Source organism: Patulibacter minatonensis DSM 18081 (assembly GCF_000519325.1).
GTDB lineage: Bacteria > Actinomycetota > Thermoleophilia > Solirubrobacterales > Solirubrobacteraceae > Patulibacter > Patulibacter minatonensis.
The window spans coordinates 4,264,174-4,287,128 of the sequence record NZ_KI912613.1; the positions used below are offsets into that span (position 1 = coordinate 4,264,174).

At 75.5% G+C, this 22,955-nt stretch carries 16 protein-coding genes; 7 read left to right on the forward strand and 9 right to left on the reverse strand.

The genetic code is table 11. The features are described from left to right. Positions 1 to 151: 151 nt before the first annotated feature. Positions 152 to 1,672: a CapA family protein gene (locus PATMI_RS35135; protein ID WP_051472077.1), complete on the forward strand. Its 1,521-nt coding sequence runs from the start codon at positions 152 to 154 to the stop codon at positions 1,670 to 1,672. On the opposite strand, the gene PATMI_RS0119965 is transcribed toward PATMI_RS35135, so the two are convergent. Beyond that, positions 1,632 to 2,183, reverse strand: coding sequence for a suppressor of fused domain protein (locus PATMI_RS0119965; protein ID WP_026912167.1), 552 nt, complete (start codon positions 2,181 to 2,183; stop codon positions 1,632 to 1,634). The genes PATMI_RS35135 and PATMI_RS0119965 overlap by 41 nt on opposite strands. A 4-nt stretch (positions 2,184 to 2,187) precedes the next feature. Then, a complete protein-coding gene (locus tag PATMI_RS0119970; protein WP_026912168.1) occupies positions 2,188 to 3,132 on the reverse strand; it encodes a VOC family protein in 945 nt (314 codons plus the stop codon). 58 nt (positions 3,133 to 3,190) lie between these two features. On the opposite strand from PATMI_RS0119970, the gene PATMI_RS0119975 reads away from it, so the two are divergent. Beyond that, complete coding sequence (locus PATMI_RS0119975; RefSeq protein WP_026912169.1) at positions 3,191 to 3,871, forward strand: GOLPH3/VPS74 family protein; 681 nt, start codon at positions 3,191 to 3,193, stop codon at positions 3,869 to 3,871. Positions 3,872 to 3,954: 83 nt separating this feature from the next. Here PATMI_RS0119975 and PATMI_RS31875 read toward each other — a convergent pair whose 3' ends face one another. The 3 genes from PATMI_RS31875 to PATMI_RS0119990 form a co-directional block, all read right to left on the reverse strand. Next, the gene (locus PATMI_RS31875) at positions 3,955 to 4,914 is read right to left on the reverse strand and encodes an MYG1 family protein (protein WP_245604226.1); all 960 of its coding nucleotides are present in this window, start codon (positions 4,912 to 4,914) and stop codon (positions 3,955 to 3,957) included. A 120-nt stretch (positions 4,915 to 5,034) separates the two neighbouring features. Further along, on the reverse strand, positions 5,035 to 5,793 hold the full coding sequence (locus PATMI_RS0119985) for a hypothetical protein (RefSeq protein WP_026912170.1): 759 nt from the start codon (positions 5,791 to 5,793) through the stop codon (positions 5,035 to 5,037). A gap of 123 nt (positions 5,794 to 5,916) precedes the next feature. After that, positions 5,917 to 6,738 (reverse strand): hypothetical protein, encoded by an 822-nt coding sequence (locus tag PATMI_RS0119990; protein ID WP_026912171.1) that lies wholly within the window; start codon positions 6,736 to 6,738, stop codon positions 5,917 to 5,919. Positions 6,739 to 6,926: 188 nt separating this feature from the next. On the opposite strand from PATMI_RS0119990, the gene hrpA reads away from it, so the two are divergent. Continuing rightward, on the forward strand, positions 6,927 to 11,561 hold the full coding sequence (gene hrpA, locus PATMI_RS38375) for an ATP-dependent RNA helicase HrpA (protein WP_084270112.1): 4,635 nt from the start codon (positions 6,927 to 6,929) through the stop codon (positions 11,559 to 11,561). On the opposite strand, the gene PATMI_RS31885 is transcribed toward hrpA, so the two are convergent. Beyond that, entirely contained in the window at positions 11,558 to 12,172 is a 615-nt protein-coding gene (locus PATMI_RS31885; RefSeq protein WP_051472418.1) for a methyltransferase, read from the reverse strand. The genes hrpA and PATMI_RS31885 overlap by 4 nt on opposite strands. A gap of 527 nt (positions 12,173 to 12,699) precedes the next feature. Between PATMI_RS31885 and PATMI_RS31890 the strand changes: the two genes are divergently transcribed. Next, positions 12,700 to 13,764 carry a PQQ-dependent sugar dehydrogenase gene (locus PATMI_RS31890; RefSeq protein WP_084270403.1) on the forward strand — a complete coding sequence of 355 codons (1,065 nt, stop codon included), beginning with the start codon at positions 12,700 to 12,702 and terminating at the stop codon, positions 13,762 to 13,764. 212 nt (positions 13,765 to 13,976) lie between these two features. On the opposite strand, the gene PATMI_RS0120010 is transcribed toward PATMI_RS31890, so the two are convergent. From PATMI_RS0120010 to PATMI_RS0120020, 3 genes are all read right to left on the reverse strand, one after another. Then, a complete protein-coding gene (locus PATMI_RS0120010; protein ID WP_026912172.1) occupies positions 13,977 to 15,935 on the reverse strand; it encodes an acyl-CoA dehydrogenase family protein in 1,959 nt (652 codons plus the stop codon). Positions 15,936 to 16,022: 87 nt separating this feature from the next. Continuing rightward, on the reverse strand, positions 16,023 to 16,526 hold the full coding sequence (locus PATMI_RS0120015) for a PaaI family thioesterase (protein ID WP_051472078.1): 504 nt from the start codon (positions 16,524 to 16,526) through the stop codon (positions 16,023 to 16,025). Positions 16,527 to 16,621: 95 nt separating this feature from the next. Next, positions 16,622 to 19,249 (reverse strand): NHL repeat-containing protein, encoded by a 2,628-nt coding sequence (locus PATMI_RS0120020; RefSeq protein WP_026912174.1) that lies wholly within the window; start codon positions 19,247 to 19,249, stop codon positions 16,622 to 16,624. A gap of 198 nt (positions 19,250 to 19,447) precedes the next feature. On the opposite strand from PATMI_RS0120020, the gene PATMI_RS35145 reads away from it, so the two are divergent. From PATMI_RS35145 to PATMI_RS31905, 3 genes are all read left to right on the forward strand, one after another. After that, positions 19,448 to 21,247 (forward strand): metal ABC transporter solute-binding protein, Zn/Mn family, encoded by a 1,800-nt coding sequence (locus PATMI_RS35145; RefSeq protein WP_051472079.1) that lies wholly within the window; start codon positions 19,448 to 19,450, stop codon positions 21,245 to 21,247. Then, positions 21,244 to 22,101, forward strand: a complete 858-nt coding sequence (locus tag PATMI_RS31900; protein WP_245604227.1) for a metal ABC transporter ATP-binding protein — start codon at positions 21,244 to 21,246, stop codon at positions 22,099 to 22,101. Before PATMI_RS35145 ends, PATMI_RS31900 begins: the two co-directional genes overlap by 4 nt. Further along, positions 22,098 to 22,955, forward strand: an 858-nt coding sequence (locus PATMI_RS31905; protein ID WP_084270113.1) for a metal ABC transporter permease, incomplete at its 3' end; no start/stop codon positions are given. The genes PATMI_RS31900 and PATMI_RS31905, both read left to right, overlap by 4 nt.

Genomic DNA, 22,955 nt, shown 5'->3' on the forward strand with positions numbered 1-22,955 from the left:
TCGTGGTCCGGCGAGGGTCGCGGTCTTCCATGGCGGCCAACCTAGCCGCTCGCGGGCCGCGGGTGGTGACGATTCTGCGCAGACCGGCCGGCCCGCCCCTTCCGTCCGGTTTGCAGGGAGGATTCACGCGGCCGACGCCGTACACGCCTGGATGAGCACCTTCAGCGGGAGGACCGGGGGCCACCGGCCCGCGGTCGCGGGCCCGTCGCCCGCCGTGCGGTTCCTGGAGCGCCGGTCGACGATCACCGCCGCGCTCGCGGTCGTCGCCGTCGTCGGGGTGACGGACGTCGTGCTCCTGGCCGGGCCCGACCGCGGCCGCGGGGCGATCGTCGGACCCGGGGGCGCGACCGGCCTCGCGTCGTCCGACGGCCGGCTGGCCGGTCCGCGCGTCGTCGCGCCCGGCGGCCGGGTGCGCATCGTCGCGCGGGGCGTCCGCGTCCCCGCACGGGTCCAGGAGCAGGTGGGCGGCCGGTGGGTCGCCCGCGGCGAGCCGATCACCACCGACGGTGGTGCCACGCGCTTCCGGATCCGCTCGACGACCGGCAGCGCCCCGCTGCGCGCGGTCGGGGCCGACGGCCGCGTCTCCGGGCGCCTCGACGTGCCGGTGCGGGCGTTGCGGCTCCTGGCCGTCGGGGACATCAACCTCTCGCCTGCGCCGCTCGGGTCCGTCGCCGGGACCGACGCCGCAGCGCCGTGGCGGAGCGTCGGGCCGCGCCTGCGCGGCGCCGACATCGCGTTCGGCAACCTCGAGACGGCGGTGTCGACGCGCGGGACCGCCGAGGCCAAGCAGTTCACCTTCCGCACCAGCCCGGCGGCGCTGCGCACGATGCGGAAGCGCTCCGGCATCGACGTCGTCAACCTGGCCAACAACCACACCGGCGACTTCGGGCGTCAGGCGACGACGGACACGCTCCGCCACGTGGCCGACAACGGGATCGTCGCCGTCGGCGCGGGCCGGGACGAGGACGACGCGCACCGACCCCGGATCGTGCGGCGCCTGGGCCTCAAGGTCGCGTTCGTGGGCTTCTCGACCGTCGAGCCGTCGGACTTCCGAGCCGGGCCGTCGACCCCCGGCATCGCGTGGGCGACGCCCGAGGCGGTCCGCACCGCCGTCCGCCGTGCCGCCGCGGAGGCGGACGTCGTGATCGCGACGTTCCACTGGGGGATCGAGCTGGCCCGCACCCCGACCGACCAGTCCGCGCAGCTCGCGCGGACGGCGATCCTGGCCGGTGCGACCGCCGTGATCGGCGGGCACCCGCACGTGCTGCAGCCCGCGATCGGGGTCGGGAAGGACCGGCTGATCGCCTACAGCCTCGGCAACTTCGTCTTCCCGTCCCACTCCCCCGCGACCGCCGACAGCGGGATCCTGCAGCTGCGGCTCGGCGCCGGGAAGGTCCTGTCGCACGCGTTCTTCCCCGCGACGATCCGGGGTGCGACGCCGGTGCTGCGGCCGGGCCCGCCGGACCCGTCGCCGTCGATCCCGACCTCGCCGGCCCCCGCGCCCCCCGCGCCCGCGCCGACACCGGGCGTCCCGGTGCCCGCGCCCGTGGCCCCCACGCCGGCCGCGCCGACGGCCGCAGCACCGGCGACGCCCGCCGCACCGGCGACGCCCACTGCGCCGGCGGCCGCCGCTACGCCCGCGACGGGTCCGTCCGCAGCAGCGGGTCCCTGACGGCCAGGCGGTCGAGCACGAGCGCCGTGCCGACGCGCTGCATCAGGAGGTACTCGCCGGCCGTCACGGACACGAGCTGCAGGACCTCGACGGGTCCCGGCGGGTCGATCACCGGATCGGCCCGGACCCCGACGGCGACGAGGCCGGAACCCGCGCCGTCGACCGCGCCGCCCGGCGCCATCCGCGCCCCGGCGTGGAACGGCCGGCCGACCGACAGCGCCGTCCGCGCCGCGCCGTCCAGCAGGGAGAACGCCCAGGCCGGCGGCTCGTCGGCGGCCGGCAGGAGCACGGTCAGCTCGTGGCCGAGCGGACCGGCGTCCGGCGCGCCGTCCCGGCCCTGCGGGACCCGTGCGGCGAGCCCGATCGTGACGAGGTGCAGCAGCCCCTCGCCCCGATGGACGGCGATGCCCCGGAGCGCGCCGCCCCGATCGGCGGCGGCGATCCGGGCGCCGTCGCCGTAGTGCGCCGCGAACGCCGCCCGGACGGCGTCGGGCGGCCCCTGGTCCGGCACCCCGCTACGGCGCGTCGAAGCTGATCGGCTCGCCCGTGCGCGGGTGGACGACGGGCGTCAGCTCGCCCGCCAGGCGCTCCCGCAGCGGCTCGTGCTGCGTCGGCAGACGGAGTTGCTCCCCGAGGTGCGCGGCGTCCTCGTCGGTCACGAAGCCCGGTCCGAGCGTCGCGATCTCGAAGAGCACGCCGCCGGGCTCGCGGAAGTAGATCGCGTGGAAGTAGTCGCGGTCGATGACGGGCGTGATGTTCGCGCCGGCCTGCGCGAGCTGTGCCCGCCACGCCTCGTGGTCCTCGTCCCGGCTCCCCCACGCGATGTGATGGACGGTCCCGGCACCCGGGACCCCCGGGGCGCTCGGCGCCGGGTCGAGCGTCCAGTGGACGTGGCGGGCCTCGCCGAAGACGGTCCACTCGTCGCCGTCGTCGGACGGCTCGCGGCGGAAACCGAGGAGGTCGTTCAGGACGAGCACCGACGCGTCGGGGTTCGCGGAGTAGGCGCGGGCGCCCATGACGCCGGAGATCGCGTGCTCGGCGGGGACGTCGGGGTGCGCCGCCTTCAGCTGCGCGCCGACGTCGTGGACGGTGAGCTCGAGGCCGAGGCCGTCGGGGTCCTCGAACAGGACCCCGTTCTTGCCGCCCCGCAGGACGACGCCGCGCTCCTGCAGCCGCCCGGCCCAGAACTCGAGCGCGGGGACGTCGGCGACGGCCAGCTGGAGCCGGTGGACCATGCCCGCCCCGGCGCGTCCCTTGCGGGCGCCGCGGAACTCGAACCACGTCAGGACCGAACCCGGGCTGCCCTGCTCGTCGCCGAAGTACAGGTGGTAGGCCTCCGGCTGGTCGAAGTTCACCGTCGTCTTGACGAGCCGCAGACCGAGCACGTCGCCGTAGAAGTCGACGGTCCGCTGCGCGTCGCCGGTGATCATGGTGACGTGGTGGAGGGCCTCGAGGCGCATGCCCCGGAGCGTAGTGCGCGGACGCGTCCGACCCGTTGCCCCGGGGTAGCCGTCCCGCATGCTCGTCTCCGAGGACCTGGCCCTGCTCCTGCACGACGACGACTCCGGGAAGGGTGTCACCGACCGGCACACCGTCGGTCTGGCGCTGGCCGGTGGCGTGCTCGTGGAGCTCGCGATCCGCGGGCACGTGCGCGTCGCCGACGACGGCGAGGACGTCAAGGAGGGCCGGCTCGTCGTCGAGACGGACGGCTCGACGGGCGACGACCTCCTCGACGACGGACTCGAGATCGTCCGCGGGAAGGAGGGCCGGAGGCCCAAGGCGTCGCTCGAGAAGCTCCGCAAGGGCCTGCGCGAGCGCGTGCTCGAGCGTCTCGAGGCGGCGGGCGAGCTGCGCCGCGACGAGAAGAAGGCGCTCGGGATCGTCTCCTACACCCGGTGGCCCGCCGGCGACGGCCACCGCGAGGACGAGGTCCGCCGCGACGTCCACGCCGCGCTGCTGGACGGCGCGGACCCGGACGAGCGGACCGCGGCGCTGATCGGGCTCGTCCAGGCGATCGATCAGATCACGAAGGTCGTGCCGACGGACGACAAGAAGGCGCTGAAGCGGCGCGCCGAGGAGATCGCCGACGGCCCGTGGGCCGCCGAGGCGGTCCGCAGCGCCGTGGCGGACGTCCAGGTCGCCGTGATGACCGCGGTGATCGCGTCGACGTCCGCGTCGACGGCGGCCGTCAACTCCTGACCGGCGCGCCGCGGGCCCGGCTCGTCGTGGCCTGATCGCCGGCCCTCGGCCGACCGACCGACGACCGTTCCCGGGGGCGTCGTTCAGTCGGCGGGCGCCGGGTCCGCCGGCGCGGGCGCGGGTGCGTCCAGCACCGCCTGGCGCGCCATCTCGAGCACGCCCTCGCGGCTGCCCGCAACGGCCATGAACCGCGCGACGTGGCAGAAGACCGCGTCCGGGACGCCGGTCACCTCCTGCAGCGGCTCGCCCTCCAGGCCCTTCCAGCTCTCCGGCAGGTCGTGCCGGTTCGCGAACCCGTGATCTCCGGCGGGCACGGCCTGGAGGCTCCAGTCGCCGCGGGACCGCGGCGAGACGACGAACAGCACGTCCGGCGCCTCCTTCTTCACGACGCCGCGCCACGGCATCCCGCGGTCGAGCTCGAGGATCCGCGGGTGCTCGGAGCGCTCGAGCGCCGCGCGCACGAGGTCGGCGGCACGCGCCCGGCCCTGGGACGCCTCGAGCTCCCGTCGGATGATCCCCTCGGCCAGGTCGACGGCCTCGTCGAACGCGGCGCGCTCGGCGGCGGCGCCGTCCTCGGCGTCCCACGGCGGGTTCATCGCCGCGATGACGCCCGGGACCGCGTACGGCTGGGCGCCCTCGATCAGCGGCTCGTAGAGCTCCTGCCCGTTGTCGCCGGCGTCGATCGGCGCGACGACCCGTCCGTCGACCGACGCCGCGACCTCGGGGCTCCCGGCGAGCTGCTCGCCGTAGGTCTTCCAGACCAGCCCGAAGGACGCGTAGCGGATGCCGTTCTCGCGCTCCCCGACGTCCCCCTGGTGGTGGTCGAAGTCGCCGGTCTCCGGGTCGTACCTCCGTCCCACGTCGATCCGCATCGCGCACGCGGCGAGCTTCTCCGGGGTGCGGGTGCGGACGATCTCGAGCGGCCCGAGCGCCAGGCGCAGGGTCGCCAGCGCGAAGACCTCGTCCGCGTGGAACGAGCCCGAATGGGTCCCGACCTTCAGCGGCTCGGGCTTCGACTCGGGCGTTCCGGCTGGGTCGGTCACGCGGCGGACTGTAGCGGCGGGCCCTCCCGGGCCCGGCAGGACTCCGGTCACGCGCCGTCCGACGGGCGGACCCGCTCGGACGTCCGTCCGGGGCACGCCCCGGATCGAGGGCGGCCGGCGTCATTCGCCGAGCGGGCCGTCGATGGCGACGGTGCTCTCGTGGGTGCCCTCGTCGGTGTCGCGGTCGCAGCGGGCGCCGGCCCGGAACGAGATCCGCCCGTCCATGCCGGTGCGGGCGACGGTGTCGCGGGCGGGGTCGCGATCGCGGTACCGCAGGAGCTTCCACGCGCCGTCGGAGCCGTCCTCTCGGACCTCCCACGTCGGGCCGTCCTCGAAGGTCACCTCGCTGCAGGGCCCGGTCGTGCGCCCGGAGACGTCGAAGCGGGTGCGCAGCCGCACCATCTCGCCCGGCCGCACGAGCACCCCCTCGCCCTCGGCCGGACGCCACGACCCGACCACGTCGACGGCGAACTCCCCCGGGCGGAGCTCGTCGCGGGGCCGCTGCGGCGCGACCCAGCCCTTCCAGCGCACCGCGGGGTCCGGGTCGTCGCGGAGGACCTGCGCGCTCGAGAGCTGGCGGATCCGCTGCGCGGGCGCGTCCTCGCGCAGCCGGACGACGTGGTACCCGAAGGTCAGGCTCCCGCGGCCGTGGTACTCGACGATGGGCGTGTCGGCCTCGGTGAAGGTGTCGCCGACGGCCGCCCGCGGCGCACGTGCCCGGCCGAGGAGCCCTTCGCCGCTCACCGGCCGGGAGGACTCCCGCTCCCCGGCCCGGAACGGGAGGCCGCCGTCGCCCCGGGCCACGACGACGACCACTGCCGCGACGACGAGGGCGACCAGCACGACGACGGCAGGGACGGCACGACGGGGGACGGACATGGGGACTCCGGGACGGGGACGAACGACGGGGTGGACGCCGTTCGCCGGTGCCCGGCCCGACCGGATCCCATGCGCCGGACCGCGGTCCGGGCCCGCGACGGCCGGTCGCCCGGACCGCTCGGGTCAGTCGTCGTCACGGTCGCCCGCCAGTCCGGTGACGGAGCTCGGCCGGCACCCGTCGCGACCGATCCGGAAGCCGACCGTGCCGTTCGCTCCCGTCCGGACGGTGATGACTCGCACACCGTGCGCGTCCTCGGACCGGGCGGGGAGCGTCGTCCAGCCGGCCTCGTCGAGCCCGGAGTCGTCGGGTGCGCCGCCCGCGGCGTGGATCTCCCACTCCCCGCCTCCGTCGAAGACCTGCGTGGTGCAGAACCGGTCGCGGGAGCCCGGCACGTCGTAGCGCGTGCGCAGCCGGACGGTCTCCCCCGGTCGGACGAGGACGCCCGCACCGGCCGCCGACCGCCAGTGCAGCGGGGGAGCGGAACGTCCGGCGCCGAAGTCCGCGGGCTCCCGGGCCACCCACCCGTGCCACCGCACGTAGGTGGAGCGGTCGTCCCCGTCGCGCTCGACGCGGTACGCCGACCCCACCTGACGGATCCGGAGCGGCTTCGCGCCCCGGTCGAGCACGAGCTCCGCATACCCGAGGACCGCGCTGCCCGGACCGACGAGCGAGACGACGTAGGGGTCGCCCGCTCCGGGGTGCCGGTCGTCGACCACGGGGCGCATCCGGCGCCGGTCCCCCATCAGCCCTTCACCGTCCCGTGACGCGTACGACGGGAGCGTCGGATCCCGGACCGCGAAGTCCGGACGGTCGTCGCCCCCGCCGCGGACGAGCAGGACGACGCCCACGACCGCGAGCACCCCGACGAGGACGAGCCACGGGAGCCCGCGACGAGCGTCCTCCCGACGTCGCGGGTCGGCGACGGCCTGCCCCGGACGGGTCATCGCGCTTCGGACGGCCGGGCGGCGTGCGGTGCGACGCGATGGAGACCGGGACGCCGGCGTGGGGACCACATGGGACGAGCTCCTGGGAACGGGACCGCGGGACCGGTCGGACCCGAACCTTCGCACGCAGGACGGCCGCACGCCCGCCGTCGCGCGGCCCGGCGGCGTCGCCGCCTATCCTGGGTGGGATGCCCGTGCCGCCCGAACCGACGCCCGCGGGCGCGTCGACCGCCCCCGACGCCCCGGCCGACGAGGCCCGCGAGAACCCCGGTCCGTCCTCCCCGGACGACCGGGTCGACGAGACCTCCGCCACGCCCACGGCCCCGTCCGTCGGCGACCTCCGCGCCCGCCTGAAAGAGCTGCGCCTCCGCGACGAGCACCGCCTGATCCGCAAGGTCGACCGGCTGCGCCACCAGAAGGACCAGGACGTCCGGGCGAAGGACCTCGCGAAGCTCGTCGACGAGATCGAGCGGGCCGAGGTCGCCGTCGCCGCCCGCCGCGAGGGCGTGCCCGAGCTCTCCTATCCCGAGGACCTGCCGGTCTCGCAGCGCCGCGATGACCTGCTCGAGGCGATCCGCGAGCACCAGGTCGTGGTCGTGGCCGGCGAGACCGGGTCGGGCAAGACCACCCAGATCCCGAAGATGTGCCTGGAGCTCGGGCGCGGGATCCGCGGGCAGATCGCCCACACGCAGCCCCGCCGGATCGCCGCTCGCACTGTCGCGGAGCGCATCGCGGACGAGACGAACACGCAGATGGGCGAGGCGATCGGCTACTCGGTCCGCTTCAACGACCACTCGGGCGAGAACACGCTCGTCCGGCTCATGACCGACGGCCTGCTGCTGGCCGAGATCCAGCGCGACCGGCTGCTGCGCCGCTACGACACGATCATCATCGACGAGGCGCACGAGCGGTCGCTGAACATCGACTTCCTGCTCGGCGTGATCAAGCAGCTCCTGCCCCAGCGGCCGGACCTCAAGGTCGTCATCACCTCGGCGACGATCGATCCGGAGCGCTTCGCCGAGCATTTCCGCGACGGCGCGGGCGAGCCCGCCCCGATCGTCGAGGTCTCCGGGCGCACCTACCCGGTCGAGGTCCGCTACCGACCGGTGGAGGGTGAGGACGGCGACGAGGACCGCGACCAGATCGACGCGATCGGCGACGCCGTCGAGGAGCTCGGCCACGAGGCGCCGGGCGACGTCCTCGTCTTCCTGTCGGGCGAGCGCGAGATCCGCGACACCGCCGAGGCGCTGCGCGGGCGGTTCGGCGGGTCGAAGGACACGCGGCCGGGACCGGGAGGTGCCGTCGAGGTCCTGCCGCTCTACGCCCGGCTGTCCTCCGAGGAGCAGCAGCGCGTGTTCCGGAAGGCGCCGGGCGGCAGGCGCCGGGTGGTCCTCGCCACGAACGTCGCCGAGACCTCGCTGACGGTCCCCGGCATCAAGTACGTCGTCGACCCCGGACAGGCGCGGATCAGCCGCTACTCGTCGCGGTTGAAGGTCCAGCGGCTGCCGATCGAGGCGGTCTCCCAGGCGTCGGCGAACCAGCGCAAGGGCCGCTGCGGCCGCACCTCGGACGGCATCTGCATCCGCCTGTTCGCGGAGGAGGACTTCGACGCGCGGCCCGAGTTCACCGACCCGGAGATCTTGCGCACGAACCTCGCGTCCGTGATCCTCCAGATGGCCGCGCTCGGCCTCGGTGAGATCCAGGACTTCCCGTTCCTCGAGCCGCCGGACCGCCCCCAGATCAGGGACGGCATCCAGCTCCTGGAGGAGCTCGGCGCGCTGAAGCAGGACGAGGAGGACCCGAAGAAGCGCCTGACCCCGACGGGCCGGACGCTCGCTGCGCTGCCCATCGACCCGCGCCTGGGCCGCATGGTGCTGGAGGCCGATCGCCTGGGCTGCACCGAGCAGGTCGTCGTGATCGCCGCCGCGCTGTCGATCCAGGACCCGCGCGAGCGGCCCCAGGACAAGCAGGAGCAGGCGCAGCAGTCCCACGCGCGCTTCAAGCACGAGACCTCCGACTTCCTCGGCTTCCTGAACCTCTGGGAGTACCTCCAGACCCAGCAGCGCGAGCTCTCCGGCAGCCAGTTCCGGAAGCGCTGCAAGCAGGAGTTCCTGCACTACCTGCGGATCCGCGAGTGGCAGGACCTCGTCGCCCAGCTGCGCCAGGCCGCGAAGGGCACGGGCATCACGGTGCCGCGAGGGAGCGGCAAGCGGCCGGGGTTCGCGACAGGACTGGGCTCGGACGGACCGCTCGAGGCCGACGCGCCGGACGGGGCGGACCAGGACGGTCGGGCCGCGGGCCGCGGGCCGGACGCGGACACCTCCGGTGGCCGCGGGCAGCGCGGCTCGTCGGACGCCGAGGGCGGGGTCCGCCCCGCCAACACCACCGGCAACCGCAACGCCCGACGCCGCGGGCGGGGCCGAGGCCGCGACGGCCAGGCCGCGACCCAGGCGACCGAGACCGCGTCGACCCCGGTCGGTGGCGCCGACGGTTCCGGCGCGACCGACACGGGGCCACGTGCCGGCGGCTCCTGGCGCGAGCAGACCGGCGAGGCCGGGCTCCGTCCCGTCGACCGCGCCGGCGGCACCGGCGTCGCCCGCCTCCGCGCCGCGGAGCGCGAGGCCGCACGCACCCGCCAGGCGAACGAGAACGACGTCCACCAGGCCCTGTTGTCCGGCCTGCTCTCCCACGTCGGCCTGAAGGACGAGACGCAGAAGACCGACCAGAAGGGCCGGATCCAGCGCAAGGGCCGCCCGCAGCGCCCCGAGTTCCTGGGCGCCCGCGGCGCGCGGTTTCAGATCTTCCCCGGGTCGACGCTGGCGAAGCGGCCGCCGACGTGGACGATGGTCGCCGAGCTCGTCGAGACCTCGCGGCTCTGGGGCCGGACCGCCGCGACCATCCAGCCCGAGTGGATCGAGCCCCTGGCCGGGCACCTCCTGCGTCGCACGTACGCCGAGCCGCGCTGGTCGAAGAAGCGCGCGTCCGTCGTCGCCGACGAGCGGGCCACGCTCTACGGCCTGCCGGTCGTCGCCGGGCGGCCCGTCCAGTACGGGCAGATCGACCCCGTCCTCAGCCGCGAGATCTTCCTGCGCCAGGCGCTCGTCGAGGGCGAGTGGCACGGCGGGAAGACGGGCGGCCGGCAGGTCCTCGAGCACAACGCGGCGATGGTCGAGGAGGTCCGGGCGATGGAGGAGCGCGCCCGGCGCCGCGACCTCCTCGTCGACGACGAGGTCCTCTTCCGCTTCTACGACGAGCGCGTCCCCGAAGGCGTCCTCTCCGGCGCGCACTTCGACCGCTGGTGGCGCGACCAGAAGCGCAAGACCCCCGAGCTCCTGCACTTCACGCAGGACCTGCTGATCGACGAGCGCAGCCAGCTCTCGGTCGGGGCCGGCGAGGACCTGCAGCAACGGCCCGAGGCGTGGAAGCAGGGCGAGCACGTCCTGCGGCTCTCCTACGCGTTCGAGCCCGGCACGGACCACGACGGCGTCACCGTCCACGTCCCGCTCGACCTGCTCCCGCAGATCAAGGCCGTCGGCTTCGAGTGGCTCGTCCCGGGCCTGCGGCGCGAGCTGATCGAGACGCTCGTCCGCGGGCTGCCGAAGGACCTCCGGCGCGAGCTCGTGCCGATCCCCGACACCGTCGACGTGATCATGCAGCGGATCACGCCGCGCAGCGCCCCGCTCCCGGTGGCGCTGGCGCGTGAGCTGAGCGAGCTCCCGGGCGTCCAGGTGACGCCCGGCCTGCTGCGACTCGACGCCCTGCCCGCGCACCTGCGGATGACGTTCCGGATCGAGGACGCCGACGACACGCTGCTGGCCTCCGGGCACGACCTCGCCGCCCTGCGGGTCGAGCTGCGCCCGACGCTCCGCAAGCGCCTCGACGACGCGACGCCCGACCTCGAGCGCCACGGGCAGAAGGACTGGACGTTCGGCACGCTGCAGCGCGAGATCGGCCTCCCTGGCGGCGGCGAGCACGGCGTCCGCGTCTTCCCGGCCCTCGTCGACGAGGAGACCGCCGTCGGCGTCCGCGCGTTCGACGACCCGTCGACCCAGGCGGAGTCGATGCACCGCGGCATTCGTCGCCTGCTGCTCCTGACGACACCCTCCCCCGCCCGCAAGGTGGTCCAGTCGCTGCCGACGAGCGCGCAGCTGACGCTCGCGACCGCCCCGCACGGCTCGGTCGACCGGGTGATGGACGACACGATCGCCGCGACGGTCGACGGCCTGGTGCAGGCAGCGGGCGGCCCCGTCTGGGACGAGGCCGCGTTCCGCGCCCTGCACGGCGCGGTCGGCCGCGCGCTGCCGAAGGCGACCGCCCGGGTCCTCGGGCAGGTCGTGAAGGTGATCGTCGCCGAGCGCGAGGTCCGCTCGCGCCTGGAGCGCTTCGCGTCGGCGCCGCCGCACCCGGCCTTCGAGGCCGCGTACCGCGACGTGACCGCCCAGCTCGGTCGCCTCGTCCGCCCGGGCTTCGTCGCGGACACCGGGGCCCGCCGGCTCCCGGACGTCGTGCGGTACCTCGAGGCCGCCGCGGCCCGCCTGGACCGCCTGCCCGACGCCCGCGCGACGGACACCGACCGGATGCTGGCGGTCCACGAGCTGGAGCAGGCCTACGCCCGGCGCGTCGAGGCGTGGCCGACGGGCCGCCCGCTGCCCGCGGCGCTCTCCGAGGTCCGCTGGATGCTCGAAGAGCTCCGCGTCGTCCAGTTCGCCGGCGGCGTCGGCACGAAGGCCGTCCGCGACCCGGGCCGCCCCGATGCGCCCGCCAAGCCGGTGTCGAGCAAGCGGATCCGCAAGGCGCTCGACGAGGCGCCGGTCCCGGCCTAGGCGGACGCCACCCACCCGCGGAACGTGAACGCCGCGTAGAACAGCCCGACGTCGCGGAAGCCGGCCTCCCGGAGCAGCCGCTCGTCGTCCTCGGGCGTGAGGACCGGGAGCTTCGTGCCGACGGCGCGGAGACCCTGCTCGGCGTTCCCCGCCGGGACCCCGGAGGAGATCCCGAACGCGGCGAAGCGCCCGAGCCACGCCTCCCGCTCCGCGGACCCGCCGGGGATGCTGTGGTGCGCGACGACCAGCGGCCGGCCGGGCGCCAGGCGCCGTCGCAGCTCTTCGAGCGTCCGTCGCCGCTCGTCCTCCGGCAGGAAGTGGACGGTCAGGAGGCAGACCGCGCCGTCGTAGGGGCCGTCGGGCGCGTCGTCGACGTACCCCTCCTGCAGCCGGACGCGGGAGGCGAGGTCCCCGAGGTGCTGCTCGGCGGCCATCAGCATCGGTCCGGAGGGGTCCACGCCGTGGAACCGCCACCCGGGCTGCGTCGCCGCGAGGTGCCGCAGCTCCAGGCCGCCGCCCGCCCCGAGGACGAGGATCCGTGCGTCGTCCGGAGCGCCCTCGGCGAGCAGGAGGCCCGTCATCCGGTGCAGCGCGTCGAGGCCGGGCACCAGCCGGCGCGGCCCGTCGGCGTACCGCGCCGCGGCGTCGGGGTCGGCGAACGGGGTCGCGGTCGTCGGCGGCCGCTCGTCCGGCCGACGGGGGGCGGCCGCTGCGTCGTCGCGGTCGGCCCCCGCCGCGTCGTCGTGCCGGATGCCCGCCGCGTCGTCATGGTCCGGGTGCGGCGTGCTCACCGAGCCACCGTTGCGCGATCCAGCGCCTACGGCAAGCGTTCGTGCCGGATCGGCAATCACTCCGCCGGAGCGGACGGTGTGCACGCTCTCGACGCCCCCGGACGTCCGCCGAACGGCGGGAACCGTCGCACCGCCCCGGCCACCGTTGGCATGCTTGCTGCATGCACGGTCCCGGTGCTCGTCCCTTCCGCGGCGCGCTCGTCGCGTTCGCCTCTGCCGCCAGCCTCATGACGGTTCCCGCGGTGGTCGCTGCGGACGGGCCGGCCGCGGCGACGCCGTCGCCTGCGCCCGGCACGGCGGCGTCGCCGGCCGCCTCCCCGCCGGCCAGGACCGGGTCCGCGCCGGCGATGCCGGCTGTCCCGGCACCGCCCGCCACGACCCTCCCCTCCCCGACCCCGACGGCCCCGGCCCCACCCGATCCGCCGGTCACCGGGCGGGCGACCGGCCTGAAGATCCCGTGGTGCGTCCTCCCCCTCCCGGACGGCTCGGCGCTCGTCGACGAGCGGAACACCGGCCGGATCCTGCGGGTGCCCGCCGACGGCGGCCCGCCCACGCTGCTGACGACGATCCCGGACATCGCCACCGACACCGCGTCGGGTGGGCTGCTCGGCCTGGCGCGCTCGCCGCACTACCGGCGCGACCACCTCGTCTACGCGTACGTGTCGACGTCGACGGACAACCGCGTCGTCCGCTTCTCCACCGACGACCCGGCGCACACGATCACGCCCGTCTTCACCGGGATCCCGACGGAGCACCAGCACAACGGCGGGGCGCTCGCGTTCGGGCCTGACGGGATGCTCTACATCGGCACCGGCGACGGCGGCAAGCGGATCCGCCCGCAGGACCTCGCGAGCCTGAACGGCAAGGTCCTCCGCGTCACCCCGGACGGGCAGGTCCCGCCCGACAACCCCTACGGGACCGCCGTCTGGTCGATCGGCCACCGCAACGTCGAGGGCTTCGCGTTCGACCACCGCGGCCGGCTCTGGGAGAGCGAGCTCGGCGACGCGAAGTGGGACGAGGTCAACCGCATCGTCCGCGGCGGCAACGGCGGCTGGCCGCTGCGCGAGGGCCACGTCGCCGGGCCGAAGCCGGACTACCCCGCCGGGCCGGGCACGATGCGCGAGCCCGAGATCGTCTGGGCGACGAAGGACGCCTCCCCCAGCGGCGTGACGGTGCTGCACGACACGCTCTACGTCACGGCGCTGCGCGGCGAGGGTCTCTGGCGGATCCCGATCCGTCGGCACGGACTGGGCGCCCCCGCGAAGCAGTTCGCCGGCGTCTACGGCCGGCTGCGGGCGGTGGCCCCGGCCCCGGGCGGCGACCTGTGGCTCGGCACGACGAACCTCGACCACCCCGGCAGCGAGCGGCCGGGCGACGACCGGCTGCTGCGGGTGCATCTCCGGGGTCGCTGAGCGGACGCCGGCCTCCGGGCGCCGGTCGGCCGCTGCGGATTCCTGCCGTCACGCGGCATCGATCCGCAGCACCCGCCGTCCACCGGTCGGCCGCTGCGGATTCCTGCCGTCACGCGGCATCGATCCGCAGCACCCGCCGTCCACCGGTCGGCCGCTGCACGTTCCTGCCGTCACGCGGCATCGATCCGCAGCACCCGCCGCCTACCCGCCGCCTACCAGCGGTCCCCGGTCACGTCCTTCGCACCGATCCGGGACGCCAGCACCGCGTCCGGGATCCCGAACGCGTCGACCAGGTCGGCCGCGTGCGGGCGCAGCTCGTGGCAGCGGCGGTCGACGAGGCGGGTGACCTCCTTCGAGCGGCCGCCCGAGATGCGGCCGTGCTCCAGGTACCAGGCGCGCTCGCGCTCGATGGTGCGCAGGGCGTGGAGGTCGCAGAGGCGGTCGAGGATCGCCTTGGTGCCGGCGTCCTCCTCGCGCTCCACCCGGGCGGCGAACGACTCGAGCACGAAGCGGTCGACGTGCGAGCGGGCCGCGGCCAGGAGGTGCGGCTGGCAGTACGAGAACACCTCGAAGGGGTCGCGGCCGTCCTTGATGCCGGCGCGCAGGCGCTGGGCGACGCGGGAGACGAGGTGCTCCTCGCGCTCGCGGACCAGTTCGAGCTGATCGGCGCGCTCGAGACCGCCCTCGTCGCCGTCCCGGCGCGGCAGGACGTCGGAGATCGCGCCGAGCACCTGTCGGACGGCGGTCCGCTCGACGATCACGTCGAGCACCTGTCCGGCGACGAAGCCCGCGGTGCCGAGGGGGCTGAGGTTGCCGAAGTCGTCCCGGAAGCCGGTCAGCAGGGTCTTGCCGACGAGCTGCAGCAGGACGGTGTTGTCGCCCTCGAACGTCGTGAAGACGTCGGTGTCGGCCTTCAGCGCCGCGAACCCGGCGTCGCGCAGGTACCCCGCGCCGCCGCACGCCTCGCGGCACTCCTGGATCGTCTCCGTCGCGTGCCACGTGGCGACCGCCTTCAGACCGGCGGCGCGCGGCTCGAGCTCGCGTCGCCGCTCCTCGACGTCCTCGCCCTCGGGCGCACGGATGATCGCGTCGAGCGCGTCGACGGTGTCGTGCTGCGCGAAGCTCAGGGCGTACGAGGTGGCCAGCAGCGGCAGCAGGCGCCGCTGGTGGGCCAGGTAGTCCATGACCGGGACCTCGGTGCCGTCGGGGTCTTCGAACTGCCGGCGGTCCAGGCCGTGCCGGATCGCGATCGTCAGCGCCGACTTCGACGCGCTGACCGCCGCGCCGCCGACGGACACGCGACCCTGCACGAGGGTCCCGAGCATCGTGAAGAACCGGCGACCCGGACTCTCGATCGGACTCGAGTAGACGCCCGCCTCGTCGACCGACCCGAAGCGGTCCAGGAGCGCGGTACGGGGCACCCGGACGCCGTCGAACCACAGCCGGCCGTTGTCGACGCCCTGGAGCCCGAGCTTGTCGCCGCAGTCCTCGATCCGGATCCCGGGCAGCGCGCGGTCGTCGCCCTCGTCGCGGAGCGGCACGAGCAGCGCGTGGACCCCGTGCGACTCCCCGCCGACGACGAGCTGGGCGAAGACGACGGCCTCGCGGCCGTGGCGGGCGGCGTTCCCGATCCAGTCCTTGCTGGCCTGGTCGTCGGGGGTGTCGATCACGAACTCGGCGCCGACCGGGTCGTACGTCGCGGTCGTCCGGAGCGCCTGGACGTCCGAGCCGTGCCCGCGCTCCGTCATCGCGAAGCAGCCCGGGAGCTCGAGCGACCCGACCCGCGGCAGGTACGCCAGCCGCTGCTCCGCGTTGCCGAGCTGCTGGATGGCGCCGCCCCACAGCCCGAACTGGACGCCGATCTTCACTAGCAGGGAGAGGTCGCCGAACGCGAACGTCTCGAAGCCGGCGATGAAGCCCGCGACGTCGTGCCGCCCCCCGACCTCCTCGGGATAGCCGCGCATCGTCTCGCCGGTGGCGGCGACCCGCCGCGTCCAGTCCAGGACGCGGTCGCGGTACGCGTCGCGGTCCAGGGAGCCGACGTCGCTGCGGTCGAAGCACGGGTCCGAGAGGAGCTCCCGGACCCGGTCGCGGACGACGTGGTGGTCCCCGTCGAGCGCCCGGCGCAGGGCGGCGACGTCGAGGGCCGCGGACGCAGGCTCCGTGCTCATGGCCGCATCGTCCCACGCGACCGGCACCTCTCCGCGCGCACGGCGGATTCGCCCCCGGACCGGGGGTCCTGCGTCCCGTCCCGCCGGTCAGGGCGCGATCGTCGGGCGGGCCGGCGGGTCCGCGTCGCGCGGACGGAAGTGCTCGGGCGGCACCTCGATGAACAGCGCCCGGGCGCTCGCCAGCAGCCGCTCCCCCTCCATCAGCCGCGCGACGATCCGGATCTTCCGGCCGTCGCGCGCCTCGAGCCACGACTCGGTGACGAGCGACCGCCCGATCACGACCGGGGACGCGAACTCCACGTCGAGCTTCGCCGTCACCGCACGCAGCCCGAGCGTGCGCGGGATCGCGCCGGATATGTCGTCGAGGATCGCGGCGACGATGCCGCCGTGCGCGAGCCCCGGCGCACCCTCGTAGGCGGGCGGGAGCGCCACGTCGGCCCGCACCACGTCGCCGTCGCGGACGAACGAGAGCCCGAGGCTCGCGGGGTTCTCGGGACCGCAGCCGAAGCAGGTGGCGGTGTGCGGGCGCATCGGCCCGTCGTCGCCGGCGGGCAGCGGGGCGGACGGCGGGAGCTCCGGGCGGACGGACATCGCCCGGAAGCCAACCAGACGCCGGGCCCCGCTGCGCGGCGGCCACGCCCCGCGGACCCGGGCGTCGCGTCGACCCGACGCGACGCCCGCCCGCCTCAGCGCTTGAGGCGGATGCTGCGGGTCGTCCGCTGGACGACGCGCTTCTGCTTGTCGGTCGCCGTGAGCCGCAGGCGGTAGAGCCCCGGCTTCAGCGTCCGTCCCGGGAACCGCGGCCCGACGTCGGCGGTGGTCGTCCCGGCGATCAGGCGCAGCGTGCGGGACGTCGGCAGGAGTGCCCAGCGGGTGCACCGCACCTTCGCGGCGACCTTCGCGCCCGAGCGGACCTTGGCGCACCGGCGCCTGGAGCCGTTCCCGATCGTCTTGCCCGGACGGGACTCCTCGACCTGCAGGCGGACGCGGGCCTCCTGCGTCAGGCGGATCCGGAGCTTCGCCTTCGTCGCGAGCTGGGCCGGCCTGGCCTTGCGGCTGCCGCGCTTGCGGACCGCCTTGCGCGTCAGGTGCCACTGTGCCGTCGAGAGCGTCGCGGACGTCAGCTTGACCGGGGGCGGCGGGACCGCTCCGAACGTGCCGACGATCGACAGCGCCTTGGACGCCGCGATCTGGCACACGGTCCCGGCGCCGGCGGGGGCGCATTCGCCACCCCAGCCGACGAAGCGCGCGTTCTCGGCCGGGCGCGCGGTGAGCGTGACGGTCCGATTGCCACCGATCAGCTGGGAGCAGTCGGTGCCGCAGTCGATGCCGGGCGGGTCGCTCGTGATGGTGCCCTGCGTCGGTCCGCCGCCGACCGTGACCTGCACCTTCTGACGGACGGGCGGCGCGGCCCCCGGGGCGTCGAGCCGCAGCACGCGGCTGTTCCCGGCGTCGGCGACCAGCAGCGTGCGGCCGTCGGGGCTCAGCGCCAGGTTGGCGGGGTCGCTGACCTGGTTGAGACCGCGGCCCTCGGTGAGGATCGTCTCCCACGAGAAGCCGCCGTTCACCTGCGGGGTGCCGCGGAGCACCCGTGCGCCGTTCGCGGTGCCCGGCCGGGCCTCGGACACGTAGAGGGTGCCGTCGCCCGCGACCGCCAGGCCCTGCGGGTCGTCCCAGTACTGCGCGCCGTCCGGCGGGGCGACCCGGGCGCCGGTGTCGTCGTCGATGATGAGCTTCGGGCCGGCGACGTAGGCCTTGCCCGTCGGTCCGACGGCCACGGCGGTCGGACGGTTCAGCCCCGCCCGCTTGGTGGAGACCTGGCCGCCGGGCTCGACGCGCACGAGGCGGCTGCCGCCCGAGTCGGTCGCCAGCACCGCGCCGTCCGGGAGCGCCGCGACCCCGCGCGGCCGCGAGATCTCGCCCGGCGCGGTGGTCGCGATGACGGCCCCGGAGCCGTCGAAGCGGACCAGGCGGTTGTTGAACGTGTCCGCGACCCAGAGCGCGCCGGAGGTGTCGTACGCGACGCCGCTGGGGAGCGTCATCTGGTTCTCGGTGTCCTTGCCCGGCGCGGCGAAGCCGTTGAGCTTGCTGATCCGGCCGAACATCCCGATGTACGTGCCGTCGCCGGCGATGATCTCGGCGCGGTGGGCGAACGTGTCGGCGATCGCGATCGTGCCGTCCGCCCGGTAGGCGACGCCGCGGGCGCGGGTGACGTACCCCGGCCCGCGCCCGGCGACGCCCCATGCGGCGGTGAAGACGCCGTCGCCGGAGACGCGCTGGATGCGGTTGTTCGCGGTGTCGGCCACGTAGACGCCGCCCGCGGGGTCCAGCGGGTTGGTGGCGACCGCGCGCACGATCGAGAAGCGCCCGACGCGGTAGCCGGAGCCGCCGAACGTGCCGAGGAAGTTCAGGCTCGAGGCGTCGAAGACGTTGACCCGGCCGTTGATGTTGTCGCCGACGTACGCCTGGTTCGGGGTGCGGGCGTCGACCGCGACGTCGTAGGGGAACTTGAACTCGCCCGGATCCGACCCGAAGGTCCCGGCGGTCCCGATCTTCGCGAGCGTCGTCGCGTTCAGCACCAGCAGCCGGTGGTTCTGGTTGTCGGGCACGTAGAGGCGGTCGCCCTTGGGGTTCACGCCGACGCCCTGCGGCCGCTTGATGCCGAGGCCGCTGGTCGACTTCGGGGCGCCGTAGGGCTGCAGCGAGTTCGGGTCCAGGGCGAAGCGGAGGATGCGGTCGCCGCCGCTGTCGGCGACGAACGCGACGACCGACTTCCCGGGCGCGTCCTGTTGGACCGCGATCCCGCCGGACGTGATGCCAGCGTCCTCGCGGTCGGAGCCCGACTTCAGCGTGAAGGTCGACGAGTTGCCGAACCCGCTGATGTACCGCCCGTCGTCGGCGGAGAAGACCTGGACGCGGTCGTTCTCGCTGTCGAGGACGAACACGTGGCCCTGCTTGTCGACGGCGACGCCGCCGACGACGCCGAGCCGCCCGGCCTCGCCGCGGGTCGCGCGCCCGCCGAACGTGAACAGCGGGGCGCCGCCCGCGTCGAACGCCTGGACGACGCCCGAGTACTGGTCCGCGACGAAGACGTGGCCGTTCCTCGGGTCGATCCCGAGGCCCTGCGGGAAGCGGAAGACGCCGGCGCCGATCGGATCCTCGCCGACGACCGACGGGGTCAGCGGTGGTCCGGCCGCGCGGGCGGGAGATGACGGGAGGGCCGCGGCGGCGACGGCGAGCACGGTGACGACGAGCGCCGACGCGCCACGTGCACCGCGCCGGACGCCCGGCCTGGGGAAGGCTGGGGGGAGCATCGCCGCACATGGTGCCCCGTCGGCCCCGCGCGTGCGCCGGTCGCACGTCGTCCTGCGGCCGGCGCCTCCGGGCGAGCGGGTCCTCGCCTGTGAGGACCCGCAGGTCACCCCCGACGGCGGACACCTCGACGAACATGGGAACCGATCTCATGTAGGATCCCACGTCGGTCCGGCACCGGTCGTGCCCGCCTCCGCACGATGCTCGAGCCGTTCTCCCTCCCCTTCGTGCAGCGCGGCCTCTGGGAGGTCCTGCTGCTCTCCGGCGGTGCCGGGGTCCTCGGCACGTGGATCGTGCTCCGCGGCCTCTCCTTCTACGCGCACGGCGTGGCCGCCGCGACGTTCCCGGGGCTCGTCCTGGCGGCCGGCCTGGGCTTCGCCGGGCCGCTCGGGGCGTTCGGCGTCGCGCTGCTCTTCGCCCTGACCGTCGGGCGCCTCGCCGCGAAGGACGTGACCGGGGACCACAGCACCCTGACCGCCATGGTCCTCGTCGGGGCCCTGGCCACGGGCGTGGTGCTCGCCAGCGACGCGTTCCCGCGCGCGGCGAACGTCACGTCCCTCCTGTTCGGCAGCCTCCTCGTGATCTCCGACCGCGACCTCGTGATCGCCGGTGCGGTCTCCGTCTTCGTGCTCGGCGCGTCGGTGCTGCTGGGGCCGCGCTGGCTGGCGGTCGGCTTCGACCGCGCGGGCGCCCGCAGCACCGGGGTCCGCGCCGGTGGCCCGGATGCCCTGCTGCTCCTGCTGGTCGCCGTCGTCGCCGTCGCCACGCTGAGCGCGGTCGGCTCGCTGCTGGCCGCCGCGGTGATGGTGATGCCCGCGGCGGCCACGCGTCCCTGGGTCCGGCGCCTCCGTGCGTGGCAGCTCTCGACGGTCGCGCTGACCGCGGTCCAGGGCGTCTGCGGCCTGTGGCTCTCGGCGCGGACCAACGCCCCGCCCGGGGCCACGATCGCGGTCCTCGCCGGCGCGACGTTCGCCGTCTCCGTCGGCCTGCGGGCGCTCCACGAGCGCGGCCTGACGCGCGGGCCGGGCGTGCGGGCGACCGCCGCGGCGTCGCTGGCCCTCGTCGTCGGCGCCGGGATCGTCGTCGGCGGCACCACCGACGACGCCCGCGGCGACGGACGCCTGCGGGTCGTCGCGACGACCACCCAGCTCGCCGACCTCGCGCGCAACGTCGGCGGCGACCGCGTCGACGTGCATCAGGTCCTCCACACCGGCAGCGATCCGCACGAGTACGAGCCGCGTCCCACCGACGTCGTCGCCGCGGGCCACGCGAAGGTGGTCCTCGCGTCCGGCCTCGGGCTCGACGACTGGATCGACGACGTGACCGCCGAGTCCGGCGACGACGCCCCGATCGTGCGCGTCGGCGAGGCCGTCCCGACCGTGCTCGGCGGCGACGACCGCGTCGAGGACGACCACGCGGAGGGCGGGCACGACCACGGCGACCACGACCCGCACTGGTGGCACGACCCGCGGAACGTGGAGGCCGCGATCGACACGATCCGCGACGCCCTCGTGCGCGCCGATCCCGCGGGCGCCGTCGCGCTCCGTCGGAACGCGGGCGCCTACCTGGCGAAGGTCCGGGCGCTCGACGGCGGCATCCGCCGTTGCGTCGACGCCGTCCCCGCCGGCGAGCGGACGCTCGTGACGAGCCACGACGCGTTCGGCTACTTCACGCGCCGCTACGGGATCCGCGTCGTCGGCGCCGCGATCCCGTCGCAGACCACGCAGGCGCAGGCCTCCGCCGGTGACGTCGCCCGGCTGGCCGCCCTGGTCCGCCGCGAGCGGGTCCGCGCGATCTTCCCCGAGGACTCCGTGAACCCGAAGCTCGCCGACGCGCTCGCGAAGGAGACCGGGGCGACCGTCGACCTGAAGCTCTACGGCGACACGCTGGGCGGTCGCGGCAGCGCCGGGGCCACGTACCTCGGGATGGAGCAGCACAACGCCGACGCCGTCGTGCGCGGCTTCACCGGCGGCGCCCGAGGATGCAGGATCTCGCTGTGACCGAGCACGCCCACTCCCACGACCACGTGGCCCCGGCCACCGATCCGGAGCAGCCCATGAGCACGCAGGTCGCCCCGTCCCCCGCGCTCGCCCCCGACCACCCGGTCGCGGTCGGCACCCCGCTCCTGACCCTCGAGGGCGTCGGCGCCGGCTACGACGAGACGCTGGCCCTCCGGGACGTGACGTTCACCGCGAACGCCGGCGACCGGATCGCGGTCCTCGGGCCCAACGGCGGCGGCAAGACGACGCTGTTCCGGGTCGTCCTCGGCGAGCTCGCCGCACGCACCGGCCGGGCGACCGTCGAGGGGGACGTCGCGATCGTCCCCCAGACCGAGCGCTCCCGGCTCGACTTCCCCGTCTCCGCCCTCGACGTCGTCCTGATGGGCACGATCGCCGGGCGGCCCTGGTGGCGGAGCGCCGGCCGGCGGGACCGCGAGGCCGCCCGCGACGCCCTCGCCGCCGTCGGGCTGGGTGACCGCGTCGACGCGACCTTCGGGGAGCTCTCGGGCGGGCAGCGGCAGCGCGTCCTCGTCGCCCGGGCCCTCGTCCGCCGTGCGCGCGTGCTCCTCCTGGACGAGCCCTACCGCGGACTCGACGCGACGAGCGCCCGCCGGCTCGACGACCTGATCACCGCGCTCGCCGCCGAGGGCCGCACGCTCCTGATCGCGACCCACGACGTCGCCCAGGCCCGAGCATGGGACCGCGTGCTCTGCCTGAACGGGCGCCAGGTCGCCTACGGCCCGCCCGACACCGCGCTGACGGCGGAGACCCTCGCGGGCACGTACGGCGGGGACCTCGTCCGCGTCGCGGAGAGCGGCGAGCTCGCCGTCGTCGCGGAGCACCACTGCGGATGACCGACCCCGCCCTCCTCGCGTCCGTCCTCGACGGCCTGGTCGACCCGTGGCGCAGCGGCATCATGCAGCGCGCGCTGATCGAGGTCGTCCTGCTCGGCGCGACCGGCGGGCTGCTCGGCTGCTGGATCGTGTGGGGCGGGCTGTCCTACAGCGCCGAGGCCCTGCCGCACGCGATGTTCCCCGGGCTCGTCGGCGCCGCGCTGATCGGCGCGCCGCTCGTCCTCGGCGGGGCGGTCGGGCTGCTCGTCGCGGCGCTCCTGATCGCCGCCGCCTCGCGGGTGCCGACGCTCGACCGCGACACCTCGATCTCCGTCGTCTTCACGTCGATGTTCGGCCTCGGCACCCTGATGGCGCTGTCCCCCGACACGCCGACCGGGGTCTCGGAGCTGCTCTTCGGCGACGTCCTGGGCCTGACGAACGGCGACGTCGCGGTCGCGGCGGCGCTCACGCTCCTCGTCCTCGCCGCGCTGCGGGTCCTCCACCCGCGCCTGCTCGCCACGACGTTCGACCGCGACGGCGCCCGCGCCGCCGGCCTGCGGGTCGGCGTCACCGACGTCGCCCTCGTCGCCCTGATCGCGGTGGCGACCCTCGTCTGCGTCCAGGCGCTCGGCAACCTCTTCGTCGCCGCGACCCTCGTCGCCCCCGCCGCGACGGCCCGCACCTTCGGCCGCCGCCTCGGCCCGACGATGGCGTTCGCCGTCGCCGTGGCCCTCGTCTCGGGCGTCGGCGGCCTCCTCCTCTCGTACCACGCGGGCACGGCGGCGGGCGCGTCGATCGCGGGCGTCACGGTCGCGATCTACCTGGTGGTCGCGGCCGGCGCCGGCGTGCGGGGCGCCCTGTCGGCCCGCGGGCGG